The sequence below is a fragment of the Aquirufa beregesia genome (assembly GCF_011090385.1).
Classification (GTDB): domain Bacteria; phylum Bacteroidota; class Bacteroidia; order Cytophagales; family Spirosomataceae; genus Aquirufa; species Aquirufa beregesia.
The window spans coordinates 833,712-853,405 of the sequence record NZ_SEWW01000001.1; the positions used below are offsets into that span (position 1 = coordinate 833,712).

The 19,694-nt window shown below is 39.6% G+C and carries 15 protein-coding genes; 5 read left to right on the plus strand and 10 right to left on the minus strand.

Annotation, left to right across the window (positions count from 1 at the left end; translation table 11 throughout):
* The first annotated feature begins 9 nt into the window (after window positions 1-9).
* A complete protein-coding gene (gene murA / locus EWU23_RS03700; RefSeq protein WP_166228921.1) occupies window positions 10-1,317 on the plus strand; it encodes a UDP-N-acetylglucosamine 1-carboxyvinyltransferase in 1,308 nt (435 codons plus the stop codon).
* A 3-nt stretch (window positions 1,318-1,320) separates the two neighbouring features.
* Window positions 1,321-2,691 (plus strand): MATE family efflux transporter, encoded by a 1,371-nt coding sequence (locus EWU23_RS03705; protein WP_166228923.1) that lies wholly within the window; start codon window positions 1,321-1,323, stop codon window positions 2,689-2,691.
* Window positions 2,692-2,849: 158 nt separating this feature from the next.
* On the opposite strand, the gene EWU23_RS03710 is transcribed toward EWU23_RS03705, so the two are convergent.
* Complete coding sequence (locus tag EWU23_RS03710; protein ID WP_166228925.1) at window positions 2,850-4,010, minus strand: sialidase family protein; 1,161 nt, start codon at window positions 4,008-4,010, stop codon at window positions 2,850-2,852.
* A 226-nt stretch (window positions 4,011-4,236) separates the two neighbouring features.
* Here EWU23_RS03710 and mscL point away from each other — a divergent pair, with 226 nt between their 5' ends.
* Complete coding sequence (gene mscL / locus EWU23_RS03715) at window positions 4,237-4,590, plus strand: large conductance mechanosensitive channel protein MscL (RefSeq protein WP_166228927.1); 354 nt, start codon at window positions 4,237-4,239, stop codon at window positions 4,588-4,590.
* 1 nt (window position 4,591) lies between these two features.
* Here mscL and lpdA read toward each other — a convergent pair whose 3' ends face one another.
* From lpdA to EWU23_RS03740, 5 genes are all read right to left on the minus strand, one after another.
* Window positions 4,592-5,998, minus strand: coding sequence for a dihydrolipoyl dehydrogenase (gene lpdA, locus EWU23_RS03720; RefSeq protein WP_166228929.1), 1,407 nt, complete (start codon window positions 5,996-5,998; stop codon window positions 4,592-4,594).
* Window positions 5,999-6,045: 47 nt separating this feature from the next.
* On the minus strand, window positions 6,046-7,626 hold the full coding sequence (odhB, locus tag EWU23_RS03725) for a 2-oxoglutarate dehydrogenase complex dihydrolipoyllysine-residue succinyltransferase (RefSeq protein ID WP_166228931.1): 1,581 nt from the start codon (window positions 7,624-7,626) through the stop codon (window positions 6,046-6,048).
* Between the two features lie 22 nt (window positions 7,627-7,648).
* Window positions 7,649-10,378 (minus strand): 2-oxoglutarate dehydrogenase E1 component, encoded by a 2,730-nt coding sequence (locus EWU23_RS03730; RefSeq protein ID WP_166228933.1) that lies wholly within the window; start codon window positions 10,376-10,378, stop codon window positions 7,649-7,651.
* A 245-nt stretch (window positions 10,379-10,623) separates the two neighbouring features.
* The gene (locus tag EWU23_RS03735; protein ID WP_166228936.1) at window positions 10,624-11,559 is read right to left on the minus strand and encodes a type IX secretion system membrane protein PorP/SprF; all 936 of its coding nucleotides are present in this window, start codon (window positions 11,557-11,559) and stop codon (window positions 10,624-10,626) included.
* Between the two features lie 9 nt (window positions 11,560-11,568).
* Window positions 11,569-12,513, minus strand: a complete 945-nt coding sequence (locus tag EWU23_RS03740) for a DUF3667 domain-containing protein (RefSeq protein ID WP_166228938.1) — start codon at window positions 12,511-12,513, stop codon at window positions 11,569-11,571.
* Between the two features lie 94 nt (window positions 12,514-12,607).
* Between EWU23_RS03740 and htpG the strand changes: the two genes are divergently transcribed.
* The gene (htpG, locus tag EWU23_RS03745; protein ID WP_166229045.1) at window positions 12,608-14,425 is read left to right on the plus strand and encodes a molecular chaperone HtpG; all 1,818 of its coding nucleotides are present in this window, start codon (window positions 12,608-12,610) and stop codon (window positions 14,423-14,425) included.
* A gap of 75 nt (window positions 14,426-14,500) precedes the next feature.
* On the opposite strand, the gene EWU23_RS03750 is transcribed toward htpG, so the two are convergent.
* A complete protein-coding gene (locus EWU23_RS03750) occupies window positions 14,501-15,067 on the minus strand; it encodes a T9SS type A sorting domain-containing protein (RefSeq protein ID WP_166228940.1) in 567 nt (188 codons plus the stop codon).
* 136 nt (window positions 15,068-15,203) lie between these two features.
* Window positions 15,204-16,748 (minus strand): OstA-like protein, encoded by a 1,545-nt coding sequence (locus EWU23_RS03755; RefSeq protein ID WP_166228942.1) that lies wholly within the window; start codon window positions 16,746-16,748, stop codon window positions 15,204-15,206.
* Between the two features lie 52 nt (window positions 16,749-16,800).
* Here EWU23_RS03755 and tilS point away from each other — a divergent pair, with 52 nt between their 5' ends.
* Window positions 16,801-18,165 carry a tRNA lysidine(34) synthetase TilS gene (gene tilS / locus EWU23_RS03760; RefSeq protein WP_166228944.1) on the plus strand — a complete coding sequence of 455 codons (1,365 nt, stop codon included), beginning with the start codon at window positions 16,801-16,803 and terminating at the stop codon, window positions 18,163-18,165.
* 161 nt (window positions 18,166-18,326) lie between these two features.
* Here tilS and EWU23_RS03765 read toward each other — a convergent pair whose 3' ends face one another.
* Together EWU23_RS03765 and EWU23_RS03770 are read right to left on the minus strand one after the other, a co-directional pair.
* Window positions 18,327-19,298 (minus strand): SRPBCC domain-containing protein, encoded by a 972-nt coding sequence (locus tag EWU23_RS03765; protein WP_166228946.1) that lies wholly within the window; start codon window positions 19,296-19,298, stop codon window positions 18,327-18,329.
* A complete protein-coding gene (locus tag EWU23_RS03770; RefSeq protein ID WP_166228948.1) occupies window positions 19,288-19,620 on the minus strand; it encodes an ArsR/SmtB family transcription factor in 333 nt (110 codons plus the stop codon). Before EWU23_RS03770 ends, EWU23_RS03765 begins: the two co-directional genes overlap by 11 nt.
* Window positions 19,621-19,694 lie beyond the last annotated feature (74 nt).

Sequence of the window (19,694 nt, forward strand, 5' to 3'; positions counted from 1 at the left end):
TTGACCCTTATGGCCTCATTTAAAGTAACAGGTGGAAGAAAACTGTCAGGAGAAATTACTCCTCAAGGTGCAAAAAACGAAGCATTGCAAATTCTCTGTGCCGTCGTTTTAACCGCTGAACCTGTCACCATTCATAATATTCCTAACATCCGTGATGTCAATCAATTAATCGATTTATTGGGCGACATGGGTGTGAAAATTCGTCGTTTAAGTGAATCTAGCATTGAATTTGATGCATCTCAAGTCAATATTGAATACCTAGAATCTGAAACCTATAAAGCTAAAGCAGCTGCCTTACGTGGATCTGTGATGTTATTAGGTCCAACTTTGGCTCGTTTCAAAAAAGGACGTATTCCTTCACCAGGAGGAGATAAAATAGGTCGTAGAAGATTGGATACTCACTTTACGGGATTCATGAAATTAGGGGCTAAATTCAATTATAGTGCCGAAGATGGTGGATTTTATGAAGTTGATGCTTCGCATTTAACAGGAGCCTATATGCTTTTGGATGAGGCTTCAGTAACTGGAACGGCAAATATTTTGATGGCTGCCGTTTTAGCGAAAGGCACTACGACCATTTACCATGCCGCATGCGAACCTTACATTCAGCAATTATGTAAAATGTTGAACCGCATGGGAGCTAACATTTCGGGCATCGGTTCCAATTTACTCACCATAGAAGGAGTCGAAATCCTTGGTGGCACGGAGCATACCATGTTACCTGATATGATTGAAATCGGTTCATTCATTGGAATGGCAGCGATGACGCAGTCAGAAATTACCATCAAAAATTGTAAGATACCTGAATTAGGAATTATACCGGATGTTTTCCGTAAACTAGGAATCAAATTAGAGTTTCGTGAAGATGATATTTTTGTTCCAGCTCAAGAACATTATGAATTAGAAAACTTCATTGATGGATCTATGTTAACCATTTCCGATCATCCTTGGCCAGGGTTTACTCCAGATTTGCTTTCCATAATTTTAGTAACTGCCATTCAGGCTAAAGGAACAGTATTGATTCATCAAAAAATGTTTGAAAGTCGACTTTTCTTCGTCGATCGATTAATTGAGATGGGAGCACAAATCATTCTTTGCGATCCTCATCGTGCCACTGTAGTAGGTTTTGATAGAAAACAAAACCTAAAAGGTATTCGCATGTCATCTCCAGATATTCGTGCCGGTGTGTCTTTATTGATTGCAGCCATGTCCGCTACAGGCACGTCCATCATTGATAACATAGAACAAATTGACCGAGGATATCAAAACATTGATACTCGATTAAATGCTTTAGGAGCAGAAATCGTTCGAATCTAAATTATGCAGGAAGTCCGCCTTGGAAATAAAATCATCAGCACCATCAAATTAGCATTCCCAATTGTTATTGGACAATTAGGCGTGATGCTCATGGGTCTAGCTGATACCATCCAAGTAGGTCAAATGAAGTCGCAAGCCGCAGAAAGCTTGGGCGCTTCGGGTATGGCTGGTTCTATATTTTTCACGATTGCGGTTATTGGATTAATCTGTTTGCAAATCATTTCACCCATGATTTCTAAATCAGTGGCCGAAAATAATGACGCTGAATGTGGGAATTTGATGCGTGCTGGAATTCGAGTGGCCTTAATACTTTCCATAATAACCATTTTTTTAATTGCTATGATTGGCTGGAATTATGACCTATTCCAACAAAGTGCCATTAACAAAGAGCTAACCCTTCCCTATTTGGTGTTGATTGCCATTTCGGTCATTCCAACCTTTTTATTTGCGGCATTTAAGAGTTTTTCGGATGGACTGAAAAGAACTAGTATTGCCATGAATATCACCATTATCGCATTAATCTTAAATGTAATAGGTAATCATATTTGCATCAATGGTTTAGGACCTATCCCAGCCATGGGCTTATTTGGAGCTGGTATTTCAACTTTACTTTGCCGCATATTTATGGCTGTTAGTCTGGGGTTGTATATTTTCAAATCAGCCTCTTTTACCAAGTATTTTGCCCATATGGGGTCGGAACATCATACTTGGGTGTTGGAAAAGACCATATTAAAAGTAGGTATCCCAGCCGGTTTTCAAGGATTTTTTGAAATTGCCACCTTTGGTATGGCCGTGGTGATGATGGGTTGGATTTCTTCCACAGCACAAGCAGCTCATATTGTGGCCATTAACATGGCTTCTCTGACTTATATGATGGCCACTGGCATTGCTGCTGCAGGCGGAATTAACGTAGGTACAGATATTGGAGAAAAAAACCGTGCAGGGATATTTGTTTCGGGAAATGCCGCCTTACTTCTTTCCATTGCATTCATGGGAATTTGCGCCATCATTATGTTTACCTGTAAACCATGGTTGGTACGCGGATATACACAAGAAGCAGAGGTTATTACCATTGCGGTAAGTTTGGTTACTTGGGGGGCCATATTTCAACTTTTTGATGGTATTCAAGCGGTTTCTTTAGGCTTACTCCGAGGATTACAAGATGTCAAAATCCCTACAGCTATCACCGTTATTTCTTATTGGGGTGTGGGAATACCTTTGAGTTATTACTTAGGTATATATGGCGACTTAGGGGCAGTAGGAATCTGGATTGGATTAACGTGTAGCCTGATTTGCTCGGCGGCATTACTTTCTTGGCGTTTCTATGCCCGCACCCAGGTAATTGATTTCAATTCCCTTCAAGTAGAAGATTAATCAAGAACTTGATCGTTTACATCTTCGTATACATTTTTTGAGTTTTCAATCGTTTGGCTAAGGAAAGCTTTCCATGAAATTTCTTGAGCTAAATCGCTAACGCTGGCAAGGTTTGGAACCTTGACAGCGTTGGCTGGCCTTAGCCAAAAAATGCTATTTTACTCCCATTTTATACTGACAAAAACGATTTCAGCATAATCATTTCGTTCATATAAAACTCCTATCCGATCTTCATCCAATTTGACAATATCCGAATACGCTGTAAAATCAGGATATTTCGCTGGATCATTCGTGCCATCAATTTCATGGCTGATTGGCCAGGTTAAACCTTCATCAAAACTGATACGCAAGGTTACATGATTGCGTCTTTCTTGATCTGCTGCATTGGAAAATGCTAATACACTTTTCCCTTGTCTATATCCAATGGAAAGTAATGAGCCCTCACAAACGGGATCGGGCAATGACGTTTCATAGTAGGTTTTGTCCCAAGTATTTCCCCCATCCGAACTTAAAGCCGCAATACGTGTTCGAACATCCCCTTTTTGATTTCTTGCGTTTAATAATAATCGATTATCCGACAATTCTGCTGCTGTGGCTTCATTGCTTCCAGGAAGTCCCAAAGACTGACTTAATTGAAAACTTTGACCATGATTATCCGTAAAAAAACCATGAGAAACATAATCTGTAAAGTCTGATTTTGGCGCTCCACTAGAATGATTCGCTGCTACATATATTCTACCCCGGTACCTTCCTGAACTAATTTGCATGGCATGACCAGGAGTATTGGCATAAGAGCGCCAATCTTCAGCAAACTTATAGGGTTCTTGAGAGGGACGATGAACCGACTTGGTAATATTCACAGGAGCTGACCAGGTACGGCCATCATCTGTAGAGGTGATGTACCAAACTTCTCTAAGGCCCTTTCCTTGTCGAACCAAATTTTCGTGATTATTACCTGTATTATAAAATAAGAAAATTCTTCCTTGTGGATATTCAGGATCCCAATAATCAACTACAGGAGCTGGATTACCTGCCTGTAATGAATCTACATCCACGACTTTCTGAATGGCTGACCAGGTTTTACCCCCATCTTTACTGGTCTTTGAAACAATATCAATATTCCCAAAATCCGCAGCACTCCTCTTTCTGCCTTCCGCAAAAGCCAATAATTCTCCATGAGGAAGTTTAATAATAGCAGGAATACGGAAACTGGCATAGGAATCCTGACCAGATTGGAATACAGTTACTTTCTCAGACTTTTGGGCTAAAAGTCCCCAAGAAAATAAAATCAAGGATGAAAAAATGAGTGATGTTTTCATGACTAAGGACGATAAAATCAAATTTACTCATTTATTAGATAGGAATTTGTTTTGAAACAATTCTCAATCAGTGATTGAAATTTTAAAAAAAATCAAGTATTTGGAGATAAATTTCAACAGACCATTTATTTGTGAAGGTATTTCACCTTCTGCATATCACTAGTCAAACGAAATGTTTCATCAGTATTGTATACCATTCCTTAATCCATTTAAAACCCTACTTACCATGAGTATTATCAAAGAGTTCAAAGAATTTGCCATGAAAGGTAGCCTAATCGAAATTTCGGTTGCCTTTATCATGGGAGCTGCATTCGGTAAAGTCACGACCGCATTGATTGATGGTGTCATCATGCCTATCGTTGGTGAGCTTACCACAGGAGTAGATTTCAAAGCCATGAAATACGTCTTGAGAGAAGCTCAATATGATGCCAGTGGCAAAATCCTTTCTCCTGAAAATGCCATTCAATACGGTAACTTCATCACCATTTTCATCGACTTTATTTTAGTCGCTTTTGTGATGTTTTTACTAATCAAAATGACCAACCGTTTTAAATCTTCCGAAGAAAAAACAAACGCATAAATTAGGCGTGAATCGCTCGTTTGCTGGTAGCAGCTAAACAAGCTTCTTTCATCGCTTCTGTGTAGGTAGGATGGGCATGTGACATACGTGCCACATCTTCTGCACTCGCTCTGAATTCCATGGCAACAACCGCTTCGGCAATCATATCTGCCGCACGGGCACCAATGATATGAACTCCTAAAATTTCATCGGTTTTAGCATCTGCCAAGACTTTCACTAATCCATCTACATCCATAGAGGCAACAGCACGTCCCAAGGCCTTAAATGGAAAGGAACCATCTTTGTAAGCTATACCAGCTGCCTTTAGTTCTTGCTCTGTTTTACCCACAGAAGCTACTTCAGGCCAAGTATATACCACACCTGGGATTAAATTATAATTAATATGCGGCTTTTGCCCCGCAATAACTTCCGCAACAAATACTCCTTCTTCTTCGGCCTTATGCGCTAACATGGCACCACGAATCAAATCACCTATGGCATAAATGCCTGGAACTAATGTTTGTAAGGTGTGCTCATCCACCGCAATTCTTCCCCGCTCGTCTGTCTGTAATCCTGCTGCTCCTAAATTCAAACCTTCGGTATAAGGTTTACGTCCTATACAGACCAAACAATAATCTCCTTTAATTTCAACTTCTTCTCCAGCGGAATTTTTCGCTTTTACGACTACTTCCTTTCCCTTGTTTTCTGCCCCTGTAACTTGGTGAGAGAAATAAAAATCCGCTCCTAACTTAGCGATTGATTTTTGCAATTCCTTACCCATGGTTCTATCCATGGTGGGAATCATTCCATCCGCATATTCAACAAAACTAACTTTTGATCCTAAACGAGCATATACAGAACCTAGTTCGGCACCAATCACTCCTGCCCCAATCACGATTAAATGTTTAGGAATTTCCTTTAACTTCAATGCCTCCGTGGAAGTAATAATTCGAGTTTTATCTACTGGAATAAATGGCAAATTCGTTGGCTTGGAACCTGTTGCCACAATGATATGCTTAGCACTTAATAACTCCTCTTTTCCATCAGTTTGAGATACTTTCACCACGTTAGCGCTTTCAAATGAGCCCAGACCGTGAAATACGGTCACCTTATTTTTCTTCATCAAAAAGGATATCCCACCATTCATTTTTTCCACTACACCTGCTTTACGGGCAATCATTTTTTCCAAATCTACTTTTGGCTTTCCTCCTATTATTCCATGCTCTTCAAAATGATGAATCGCATTATAATAATGTTCCGAAGAATCTAAAAGGGCTTTGGAAGGAATGCAACCTACATTTAGGCAAGTACCTCCCATAACAGCATATTTTTCAATAATGGCGGTTTTAAATCCTAACTGAGCTGCACGAATAGCTGCAACATAACCACCAGGACCTGAACCAATAACGACAACATCAAATTCTAACATAAGGCATTGGAAAAAAGGAATAGGCCCCTAAAGGCCTATTCACGTTGTTAAATATCTAATAATAAACGAGCAGGGTCTTCCAACAACTGCTTCACACGTACTAAGAAGCTCACTGACTCACGACCGTCAATAATACGGTGATCATACGATAAGGCTAAGTACATCATGGGTCTAATCACAATTTGACCATCCACTACTACGGGACGCTCGACAATATTGTGCATACCTAAAATAGCTACTTGAGGGGCATTGATGATGGGAGTTGACATCATGGATCCAAATACTCCACCATTGGTGATAGTAAAAGTTCCACCCGTCATTTCTTCCAAACTCAATTTATTATCGCGTGCCTTGACAGCCAAACGAACCACTTCAGATTCAATACCTGCAAGACTCAAATTCTCCGCATTGCGAATAACAGGTACCACTAAACCTTTAGGTGCAGAAACAGCAATGGAAATATCACAGAAATCATGGAAAACCATTTCATCTCCATCAATCTTAGCATTCACCGATGGGAACTCCTTCAAGGCTACGCATACTGCCTTGGTGAAGAATGACATAAAGCCCAACCCGACACCATGCTTTTCTTTAAACTTATCTTTGTATTTAGATCGTAAATCCATAACAGGCTTCATATCAACCTCATTGAAGGTGGTCAACATGGCCGTTTCATTTTTCACAGCAACCAATCGACGAGCCACTGTTTTACGCAATGAGCTCATTTTCTCACGACGAGTAGCTCGCGCATCCGTAGATACACTCGCAGAAGCTACTGCAGGAACAGCTGTTGGTGCGGGTGCAGCTGGAGCTACTGCTGCTGGTTGTGCATTTTGAGCATCATCTTTGGTTATTCTTCCTCCTACTCCAGAACCTGCTACTTGAGCAGCAGCAATTCCTTTTTCATCCAAAATTTTAGCTGCTGCTGGAGATGGATGCCCTGCTGCATAGGATTCCGTTGATGGTAGAGTCGTTGCAGGTGCAACGACTGTGGCAGGAGGTAAAGTCGTTGCAGGTGCAACGACTGTGGCAGGAGGAGGAGTCGTTGCACCTGCAACGACTGTAATGGTTGCCAATAGGCCGCCAATAGGCACCACAGCACCTGATTCTGCTACAATTTGTAACACACCCGCTGATTCAGCTGGTAATTCAAACGTAGCTTTATCCGACTCTAATTCACATAAAACTTCATCTAAGGCAACCGTATCGCCCGATTTTTTATTCCAAACAGAAACTGTCACCTCAGAAATAGATTCTCCCACCGGAGGAACCTTTACTTCCAATACTTTACTTACAGCAACAGGTGCCTCTGGTGCAGCAGCTACTGGAGCGGGTGCTGGACTTTCAGCTACAGCGGCTGCTGGTGCAGGAGTGGCGGTAGTGGTTTGAGCACCAACAACCTCAATCGAGCAAATAACAGCACCAATAGGTAAGACATCCCCTTCTTTTGCTACAATATGCAAAATACCTTCTGCTTCTGCAGGCAATTCAAAAGTTGCCTTGTCTGACTCCAATTCACAAAGAACTTCGTCCAACTTCACCACATCACCCTCTTTCTTATTCCAAGTAGCAACGGTAACTTCCGTAATCGATTCGCCCACAGCGGGCACTTTCATTTCTATGGCCATTGTTGTTCGGCTTTTATTTTAATTATTCAAATGCTTTATTGACTAAGGCAGCCTGCTCTTCCGCATGTACCTTTAAGAATCCTGTGGCAGGAGATGCACTCTTTTTACGCGCAACCAATCCCTTGAATTTAGACCACCCAAATTCACGGATAATGTATGACCAATAACCCATATTTTCAGGTTCTTCTTGGACAAAATACACATCTGCGTTTTTATATTGAGCTAATTCCTTTTCAATTTGAGCCGTTGGTAGTGGATGCAACTGCTCGATACGAATAATCGCTACATCTTTACGAGCATCTTTTTCTTGCTTCTCTAACAAGTCAAAATACACTTTACCACTGCACAATAATACTTTTTTAACTTTGGCTTTTTCTGCATAAGTATCACCAATCACTTCCTGAAATTTACCTTTTGTAAATGCCTCCAAAGGAGATACCACTTTAGGATGACGGAAAATGGATTTGGGAGACATCACCACCAACGGCTTACGGAATTCCCAAGTCAATTGGCGGCGTAAAGCATGGAAAATATTGGCCGGTGTCGTTAAATTGGCAACCACCATGTTATTTTCTGAGGCTAATTGCAAGAAACGTTCGGGGCGAGCATTGGAGTGTTCTGGACCTTGACCTTCATATCCATGAGGCAAGAGCATCACTAACCCATTTTGTGTTCCCCATTTCGATTCATGTGAACTAACAAATTGATCAATCATGGTTTGAGCGCCATTGGCAAAATCGCCAAATTGTGCTTCCCAAATCACTATTGCATCTGGATTAGCTAATGCATATCCAAACTCAAAACCTAATACACCATATTCAGAAAGCAGGGAGTTGAAAATCTGCATCTTCTCTTGTCCTTCTTTAATATGATCCAGATTACAATAATTATTATTGGTATTGGCATCATGCAAAACAGCGTGACGGTGAGAAAAAGTACCTCTTTGTACATCTTGACCTGATAAACGTACCGTTTTTCCATCAGCCAAAATAGAGCCATAGGCCAATAACTCTGCCGTAGCCCAATTCAATTCTCCTTTTTCAAAATATCCTTTACGGTCTGAAATCACTTTCTCTATTTGCTTCAATGCCACAAAACCTGCGGGCAATGAAGTAATAGCCTTGGCCACCAAATCGATCGTCGTTTTACTAATTGCCGTATTGGGTGAAGAAGCAAAATCTCCTTCTTTCGAGAAACGTAAATTAGACCATTTATTATCCAACTTTAAAGGGACATAAGGCGGTTTTACTTTTTGTTTCACCATATCCAAACGTGCCTGTAACTCCGCTTTAAATTCAGAATCCATTTGACTGGCTAATTTGGCATCTATATCTCCACGCTTGATTAATGTTTGCGTGTAAATCTCTCTCGGGTTAGGATGGTTAGTAATGTTCGCATACAAAGTAGGTTGCGTAAAACGCGGCTCATCCGACTCATTATGTCCATTTCTACGGTAACAAACCATGTCCACAAACACATCACGACCAAACTCTTGGCGGAATTCAGCAGCCATGCGCGACACAAATACAACCGCCTCAGGATCATCACCATTCACGTGAAAAACGGGGGCATCAATGATTTTAGCCACATCCGTACAATATATGGACGAGCGAGCATCTTCAAAGTCGGTAGTAAAACCTACCTGATTATTAATCACAAAGTGAATGGTTCCTCCAGTAGAGTATCCCTTCAATTTGGCCATTTGAGTTACCTCATACACAATACCTTGACCTGCTAAAGCAGCATCTCCGTGAATTAAAATAGGTAATACTTTGGAATAATCTCCCTCATAATGGGCATCGGCACTGGCCCGGCAAAAGCCTTCTACCAATGGATTAACTGCTTCTAAGTGAGAAGGGTTAGGCGCTAATTTCAATGAAATCTCATTTCCATTAGGGCTGGTATGTTGACTGGAATATCCTAAATGGTATTTTACATCGCCATCTCCATGAATCTGGTCTGGCACATTACCTTCAAAACCATCAAAAATCGCTTCATAAGATTTGTGCATGATATTAGCTAGCACGTTCAAACGACCACGGTGAGCCATTCCTATCATTGCTTGCTTCACTCCAAAATCTGCAGCTTTATTAATAATCGCATCTAAACCTGCAATCGTGCTTTCCCCCCCCTCTAATCCAAAACGCTTTTGCCCTAAATATTTAGTTCCTAAGAAATTCTCAAATACAACCGCCTCATTGAGCTTTTGTAAAATCTGTTTTTTTTCTTCGATTGAAGGCATAAATGATAATGCCTCTTTTTCAATTTTATTTCTTAACCACTCCTTAACACGAACTTCACGAATATAAGAATACTCAAAACCAATCGATCCTGCGTAAACTTTTTCCAGTACTTCAAAAATCTTACGCAATGTAGCCGGCCCAATTCCTAAGAAACTTCCTGCTTGAAATACCGTATCCAAATCTGCCTCAGATAAGGAATAATCCTTGATCTCTAAACGCGGCTGACGATCCTGACGTTCACGTACTGGATTGGTTTTTGAAAGTAAATGGCCACGGGATCGAAATGCCTTGATCAAACTGATAACAGACATTTCTTTTTGAACATGCGACTGGTCCATGGCGGCACCTGAAGGCGAAGCGCCTTCTCCTTGCCAAGTTTGAGCAAACTCAAATCCCTTGAAAAAATCTCTCCAAGAACTGTCTACTGAATTGGGGTCAACTCTATACGCATCAAACAAGTCAGAAATAACTTGAGTATCAGCATTGGCAACGTAGGAAAATGAATCCATAATGTAAAATCTGGCCTAAATCCAGAAAAGTTTCAAACGTTATTGATTGGGTGAATTTATTTATTCTTGTCTAAAAAAATCTTCGCAATTTACAAAGGGGATTATAATTATCCCCAAAAAAATTGGGGTTTTTTCCCGTTTGGAGCACAAATTTCCAAGGATTTCTGACTGATTGGTATTACCCAAAAAAAATCTTTAAAATTTCTTATAATATCTACGGATAATCAAATAATTTACCACAATACCTAGGGGCGGAAATTCGCAATTTTACCATTACCTAAATCTATTTCATATCTCATAAAAATCTGATGGTAGGCCGAGACCGCTGTTTGAGTCGTGCTCGTTCCAGTATTTGTCGTCCCAGGACTTAAATACACCGAATTTTTTCCTAAAAAATCATAGGCATATCCCACTCGAAAATTTCTTCCAAAAGGGATTTCTATACTTCCCAATAACGCCTCATTAGAAAATTCCGATCCTGTATTTTGCCACCAAATGCCCAAACCCAATTTTTCTTGCCACCAAAACACCGCATTCAAATCAATCCGTGTTTCCGAATATTGATGTCGCATCAACGCCCCCATTTTTAATAAATTCCCCTGACCAGGAACCCATTGATACCCTATTCTTGCATAGATTGGATTGGGATTCGTCCATTCCAAACTGCGCAAACTTTGAGTAGGCCGACTTAATCCTAATTCCAGTTTCTCATATTGATAGGATATGCCAAAACCAATACTGCCACCAAACTCGGACGTGCCGCTCTTGCCCAAAACTGGATACTGATTCAATCCTAAATTCAAGCCTAATTGCAAACCCTGACCTTTTCCTACGACAAATCGTTTGGCTACTAATCCCGCCAAACCTAAATTAGCCGCAACCCCTCCTCCCAAAGGCCCATAAGATTGATCTGTATTATAAGCCAGAAAGCCTACCCCCCATTGCTCTTGGTGAATCGGCATATCAAAACTAAAATACTGTTGCGAGGAAGTTGAACCACCCGCTTGCTGAAACAAAGGCTTTCTTCTAAATATACCTGTCACGGAAGCTACTCCCTTTCCTCCTGCTTCTGCTGGATTAATGGATAAAGGGATAAAAGGATATACCATGCGTAATGATTCTTGCTGGGCATATAGAGACCAAGAACAAAAACACACAACTCCAAGCAAAATGCGACGCATGACGAAAATTTAAAGGCTAAAAAATGAGAATAAAACCAAATTGATAAAAACGATGAGAAACAGAAGGAATTGGAATAAAATTGAAACAGTGAAAAATAGCACACTTTTAACTCCTTTCAAGGCATAAAAGTTTTTAAAACTTTGGTAGTAAAAATAACCCCAAATTAGCATCAAGCAGGTTTTCAATACATCCATGAATTTCCAAGATAATCCCAATTGAATGATATCGAGCACATTACGCATGAACAGTACAACAAATAAGCTGGTGGCCATGTGTAACACGAAAATACCATGATGCATGAAGTAAAAGTGCTTCCTTCTCAGAAATACAACTTGTAATATAAGTGCCAATAAAGGAATGGTTATAAACAATACTTGAGACATTTTATGACTTACTCCATCATACAAGGCCTTATAAAACTGCTGGCTATCGGGGTATTTCTTTTGCAATTCAAAAAAATGAACAATAATATTCTGAAAAAAGGGGGAATCCCGTTCTGTTTCAGACAATTTAGCTTGATTAGTTCGATAAGATTGTAATTCATTCGAATTCAAATAAGCATCTCGTTTATCTATTTTCACTTCAAACGATACTACTTCAATGGCCTTGGAATTCTTGTTTAGACGAAATTGCAAGGGTTGGAAAACATAAAAAAGAGTCAAAAAGAAAAAGGCAGAAGTAAATAAATAAAAGCGAATTGGGTGCAGATAACTACTCCTTTTCCCAGCCAAATATGCCTGAGTTAAGGACCCTGGTGAAAAAATCAAGGTCTTGAAAGTTCGAAAAAATGCTCCATCAAAATGCGTTATATCTTCGATGAAATGTATCACCAACGACCAAAATGATTCATATGGCTCTCGGTTTTCTTGTCCACAATGCGAACAGTAACGTGCCGTTACTTCATTTTCACAATTAAGACAATCTGTTTCTCTTCGTAAGTTGGTTTTCGACATAATTCCTGACAATATGACACCTCAACAGAATTTGGACATGAAATTGTTATTTCTGCATCAAATTTAAGATTTTTAATCACTCCTCATGAACATTATGAAAGAATCAGGTAATATCTCCATTCACACCGAGAACATTTTTCCGATCATCAAAAAATTCCTTTATTCGGATCACGAAATTTTTCTTCGCGAATTAGTCTCCAATGCGGTAGATGCTAGTCAGAAAATCAAGAGATTAAGCTCCATTGGTGAATTCAATGGCGAATTAGGAGAATTGAAAGTCAAAGTAAGTTTTGACAAAGAAGCCAAAACCATCACCATTTCAGATAATGGTATTGGTATGACCGCTGAAGAAATAAAAAAATACATCAATCAAATTGCTTTTTCAGGAGCCACAGAATTTGTGGAGAAATACAAAGACAAAGGGGATGACAAGGGCATTATTGGCCATTTCGGATTAGGTTTCTATTCCGCATTTATGGTTGCCTCTGAAGTAGAAATCATCTCAAAATCTTTCCAAGAAGGTGCTGAAGCGGCCCAATGGATTTGCGATGGCTCCACCAAATACACCATCAACTCTGCTGAAAAAGCAGAAAGAGGTACTGATATCATTTTACATATCGCTGAAGATTCAGAAGAGTTTTTAGATGAATTTCGTTTGAAATCCATCTTGGAAAAATATGGTAAATTCTTACCTATCCCCATTGAATTCCAAGAAAAAATAATCAATAATCCTTCCCCACTTTGGACAAAATCTCCATCTGAATTAACGGATGAAGATTACCTCAAATTTTACGAGGAATTATATCCATTCCAAGAGAAACCCTTATTTTGGATTCACTTGAATGTGGATTATCCTTTCAATTTGACAGGAATTCTGTACTTCCCTAAAGTGAAAAACGAGTTCCAGTTACAACGTGAAAAAATCCAGCTGTACAGTCGTCAGGTTTTCATCACTGACGAAGTTAAAGACATCGTTCCTGAGTTTTTAATGCTATTGCACGGGGTTATTGATTCACCCGATATTCCATTAAACGTATCACGTAGTTTCTTACAAGCAGACTCCAATGTCAAGAAAATCAACAGCTATATCACCAAAAAAGTAGCGGATAAACTACAAGAATTGTTCAAATCTGACCGACCAGGATTCGAGGAGAAATTTGCTAACATTGGTTTATTCATCAAGTATGGCATGATTTCAGATGAAAAATTCTTGGAGAAAGCAAAAGATTTTTGTTTGGTAGAAACTACAGCCGACAAGCTCTTTACTTTGGATGAATATGCGGAGGAAGTTCAAGCATTACAAACAGATAAAGATGGCCAAAAAGTCTATTTGTATACCACGGATGTTCAGCAACAAGACGCCTTTATTCAATCTGCCATTCAAAAAGGTTATTCGGTATTAAAAATGGATTCCATGATTGATGCCCACTTTATCAATCAGATGGAGTCCAAAATTGAAAAGACACAATGGAAACGCGTAGATGCGGATTCCATCGATAAATTGATTGACACGGGTATTCAATTAGAGGCCATTTTGACAGATGATCAGAAGAATACGGTGAAAGCAATTTTCGAAGAAACACTAAACGATAAGCAGAAACAGGTGAGTGTAGAAGCCATGTCGCCAGATGAATTACCCGCCATCGTGACCCAAAACGAGTTTATGCGTCGTATGAGCGATATGTCTAAAACAGGTGGCGGAGGCATGGGTATGTTTGGAAATATGCCGATGACCTATCAAATCACCATCAATGCCAACCATCCATTGATCAATAAATTGATTGATTTACCTTCTGAGGAGGAAAAGAAAAATTTGGCAAAGCAAATTGCTGATTTAGCTTTATTATCTCAAAATCTACTAACTGGAGCTGATTTAACAGCCTTCATCAAGAGAACGGTGAGTGGATTTTAATGATGCAGTGAACAACGTCGTCAAGGTTTGGAACCTTGCCGACGTTGTTTAAAACGAACGATTTTTAATTTGAATTTATTGCTTTCTGACTATCAACTTCTTGGTAACGATGGAACGACCATCAATCATTAATTGATACATATACATCCCACTATTGATATCTCGCAAAGAAATACGCGCATAGCGCTGATCTTTATCTAATATCAACTCCTTGATTTCTTGACCTAAAATGTTGTACACCACAATTTTCACCTCTTGGTTGGATGTGGCCATTTGAAAATCAATGTCGGCATATTCACTTGCCGGATTGGGGTATAAATTAGAAACTACAAGGCGGTCCGACTGAAACAAATAAGCATCATTAGATACAGTCTCTTCATTAATTTTACGATCCATACTGATCGGTTCAGCTGATTTAGTTGTGCTAGCTTGTGCATAACTATTCTTCAAAAACTGACTGATATAGGTATTCTCGTGAATATTTAAACTGGTTTGCAATTGCGGATTAATCTTGAAACTTCTCTTAGCCAATAAGATAGGTAATCGAACTGGATTCGACTTTGATTTCATTTCCAAACGAGAGCGGGATTTACTTTCTCCTTGAGCATTCACATTCCATGAACTCTCCATTAAGAGTAACATGATTATACAAGAAATTAAGAAAGGTAAAAATCGGTTCATCTATCCAAACAATGGTGAAACAAAAATAAGACAGATATTGTGTTAGAAAAAATGAAATAGGTCAAATGGTACATTTTGAATGACCAAAGGCCCAATTTTAAGGATTTTTAACAATTGGAATGGACAATTCCGGTGCATTCACCGCCTCCATCAGCTTTTTGTAAGTAACCTTTTCATTGATTCGCCATCGGTAGCCATCCAAAACTTGCAAATCTTCATTCCACTCTTTGGGAGGAACAAATCTTGCTTCAGGCTTGGTGATAAACGTAATTCTCTTGACTTTATTTTCCTCAAAAAAAAGATTCATCCGACTGCATTCCACTCGGTTCAGTCCTGTTGTCACTTTTTTGTCGTCCATAACATAATAAATACTCTCCCCATTTCCTTCTACATTCACTCGCCTTAGTTTGGAATCATCATTGAAAAACACCCAAACCTTTCGGCCTTTAATTTGATTAAAATGAGAGGCAGAATCCGCTGAAATCACAAAAGAATGACCACGGAGGCGCATTTCTTTCAGCTTTTGATTAACCATAAATAAGGAGATCGAATCAGCGGTCGACTGGGAATCATTGGTCCAGATGATGGGCTTTTGGTAAAAATGGATCACAGAGTCGCGCATATCATATCCCAAAGAGTCACATCGGGCAGATAAATCTGACTTATAAATCTGCACATGTTTGTAAGCATAAAGCTTGCGTACAGAATCCTGTTTATTATCGAAAGAGACTAGCGTATCAGCCGTTAGGTACAAGGTATCTCGTTCCATGATATTTCGCATCAAGGCATTTCCATAAACACGAGTTATCCCCGTTTTACCATTATATCGACCATTCTTTCCTGTTAATACTACCTTATCTTTTTGACTCAAAAACTCCACATTACCTTTAGCCACCCCTATTTTGGTAGGGCTATCATAAAATAAGGTATCGGCTGTCAAGGTATAATCTTCCATTTTGGCAGTGGATCGGCCTGTAAAATTGGATACTTTGGTTTGCGTATTATAAAAGCCAGATTTGGTATACACGGTATCCTTCTTATTGATAATTTCCGTTGGACAAATGAAAAAGGCCTCTTTGGAAGCTGTATTATAGCGTAAAGAATCCGCTTTCAGCGCTCCACCCTCTTTATCTACCACACGAACTTTTTCTTTAAACAAAAAGTTTTTAGTCACCGTATTGTAAAAACCTTCCTTACTTGTCAAGGTGGTTTTCTTATCCAAAATCTTGGCTCCTGTATGATAGACAGCCATTTTGGTATTCATATCATAGTCTAGCTTATTGGTATTCAAGACAATGGTATGGTCGTCCAATTTCACGCGCCCTAACATATAGGCTTGTCGGAGGTCTCCATTATACAAGGCAGAATCCCCAGTAATGGTCACGGTATCGGCTTGGACAATTTTCACTCGACCATAGGCCTCTACATTATTGGTCGTGCTATTTAGAATAGCTTGATCACAAGATAAGGTAGTGGTACCTTGCCGAAGGACCACTTTACCAATCAATTTCTTAATCATGGAAGATTCCACTTGGATACCATTAAGGCTATCTGCTGAAATCACCTGAACTTGGCTTTGGCTCCAGGCTAAGACAGGTAAAAGCAATAGAATAATCAGGAAAATGGGCGATTTATAGCGCATCTTGAAAGCGAATCGTTAATTTCGTGGCTTTATCACGCAATTTACCATTTTTATGCTGGAAGATTTCATCCAATTTGTTCGAAAAGAGAATTTATTCCAGGCCGATCAAAAAATTTTGTTGGCTGTCAGTGGCGGAATTGACTCCGTTATCATGGCCAAACTGTTTTCTTTGGCCAAATTCAATTTTGGAATAGCGCATGTCAACTTTAGTTTGCGCGGTGAAGAATCTTTAGCGGATGAGGTATTTGTCAAAAAAATGGCCAAGACCCTAAAAGTCCCCTATTATACCATTTGCTTTGATACCAAAGCCTTTGCCGAGAAAGAAAAACTCTCTACCCAGATGGCCGCCAGAATCTTGCGCTATGATTGGTTTGAGGAGATTCGTCAAAAAGAAGGATATGATTTTATTGCCACGGCTCATCACCAGATGGATAGTGCAGAAACCGTCTTAATGAATTTAAGTCGGGGAAGCGGCTTAGCCGGATTTCACGGTATTCCCATCAAAAATGGTCATATCATTCGCCCTATGGCTTTTGCTAATCAGGAGCAAATATTTGATTTTGTCGTAAGCCAAAAATTGGCTTGGCGAGAAGATTCTTCCAATGCATCGACGAAATATCAAAGGAATTTCATTCGACATGAAATTATTCCGAAGTTCATCGAATTACATCCACATTTTGAGCAGAGTGTTGCCCAAAGCAGTGCCAAAATTGCTTCCATAGAAAAATGGATGCAGGCTGAATTTCAAATTTGGAAACAAGAACGTTGTCAATTGGATGCACAAGGAAACTTATTTGTTCAGTTGACGGATAAAGATTTAGCAGAAAAAGAGGAGGTTATGCGCCAACAACTTTTATTGGCCTATCATTTTACCGCGGATGCCATGGGGCATATTTTAGAGGCTGGTGATCAACAAGTTGGAAAGATATTTGAATCCCCTAGTCATACCCTAAATATCGACAGGCAGCAATGGGTGATTAGTCCCAAAGACCAATCCGAGTTTAAACCTATCCTAGTGGATGAAGAAGCAGAGGAAGTGGATTTGGGTCACCAGATTTTGCACATCGATTTTGGTGAAAATGAAAAAGGATTCACGCCACCTACGGGATCTCATGTGGCTTGTCTGGATGCAGAGACCTTGCATTTTCCTCTAGAAATCAGAAAATACCAAGAAGGTGATTGGTTTTGCCCCTTAGGCATGAACCAAAAGAAATTGATTTCTGACTTTCTAACCGACAAAAAAATTCCTTTGAATTTGAAGAAAAACGTACAATTAGTCTTGAGTAAAGGTTCTGTGGTGTGGGTCATGGGTCATCGGATTGATAACCGCAATAAGGTGACGGATAAAACGGAGGGGCTGTGTATTTTGACTTTGGAAAATAAGCACGTGGCTTCGAGAGCCTCAGCCACCGAGTGATGGAGAATCGGGGCTTCGTGAGCCTCAGAAATCAATAAATGGAAAATGGTGGCTTCGAGAACCTCAGCCACCAGTGCTGTCTAAATTTATCGGAAATAGTGCTTAGGGATGAATTTAATTTTAATTCGACTAATTTCTACCATATCTGGATCAATCAATATCTATTCGTTAGAATGTTGAAAGTTAATCATCCAATTAATTCCATATTGATCAGAAAATTCACCAAAATAGGCTCCAAAAAACATATCTGCCATAGGCATGGTAATATGTCCATTCACTGAGAGTTCATTGAACAGTCGGTCAGCTTCTTCTCTGGATTCAGGTTCTAAGCAAATGTGCATATTATTTCCTTGGTTCATGCTAAAACCCATTTCTTTAGGGGCATCCGTTCCCATTAAAATGTGATTTCCGGTAATAGGTAATTCCACATGCAAAATCATTTTCTTGATTTCTTCAGCTACAGGTGGGTGCTCTGAACTGGCAGGAATATCACCAAAGCGCTGTATCCCTTTGCCGATAAATTCCGATTGAAATACTCTTTTATAAAATAAAAATGCTTCTTCCGTTTTACCATCAAAATTCAAATAGGTACACACTCTGGCTTTCCTGCTGCTTTTGTTTTGTTGACGAAGCATGAATTGGGCTTCCAAGTATTGATCCAAATTATCTATGGCCATAGAAAATCCTTCTTTAAAGCCTACTTCAATGACTTTTTCAAGATCTTTTAAACTTTCGTATTGAATGGTGATGTCGATGCTGGTAGTTGTAGCATTTTCACTAAATACATTGGTCCAATGGGAATTTGGGAACTTGGCACTAACCTTTCCATCTTCGTCGCAAAAATTGTCGAGGTAGGAATAATGTTTTTGGTGCTCTATGGATGTATAGTCAGCTTTGCACCAATGTGTGTCACCTTGTGGACCCCTCATGCTGTACAACCACATGCCATTCACCCGAAAATCCATGAATTTAGTTTTTGTTTGATAGGGTTTTGGGGCCCACCATTGGTCAAGAATTTCGGGATTGGTCCAAGCTTCCCAAACTAGTTCTAAGTTGGCATTAAATTCCCGTTTCACTTGGACGGTGTTGTTTTCTTTATTGACAATAAAGTCAAAACGTAAGTTACTGTTCATTTTTTTGTGCTTTTAGGGTGGCTAAAACTTCATCCAATTGATTAAACTTGTTTTCCCAAATCTGGCGGAACTGACTAATCCATTGGTCTACTTCTTTCATTTTGTTTACTTCCAATTGATAATAGATTTCTCGACCTTCTTGTTTTTGGCTGATTAATTCGCATTCTGAAAGAATGCGCAAATGCTTGGAAACGGCTTGTCGGGAGGAATCAAAGTGCTCGGCAATGGCATTGGGCGTCATAGCCTGTAGGGCAATAAGCGTGATAATGGCGCGACGGGTGGGGTCGGCGATGGCTTGAAAAATATCTCGTCTTGTTTTCATTATGAAACTATTTGATTGCAAATGTAAGAGCAACCATTTGATTTCATACTATTTTAGACATTATTTTTTCAAAT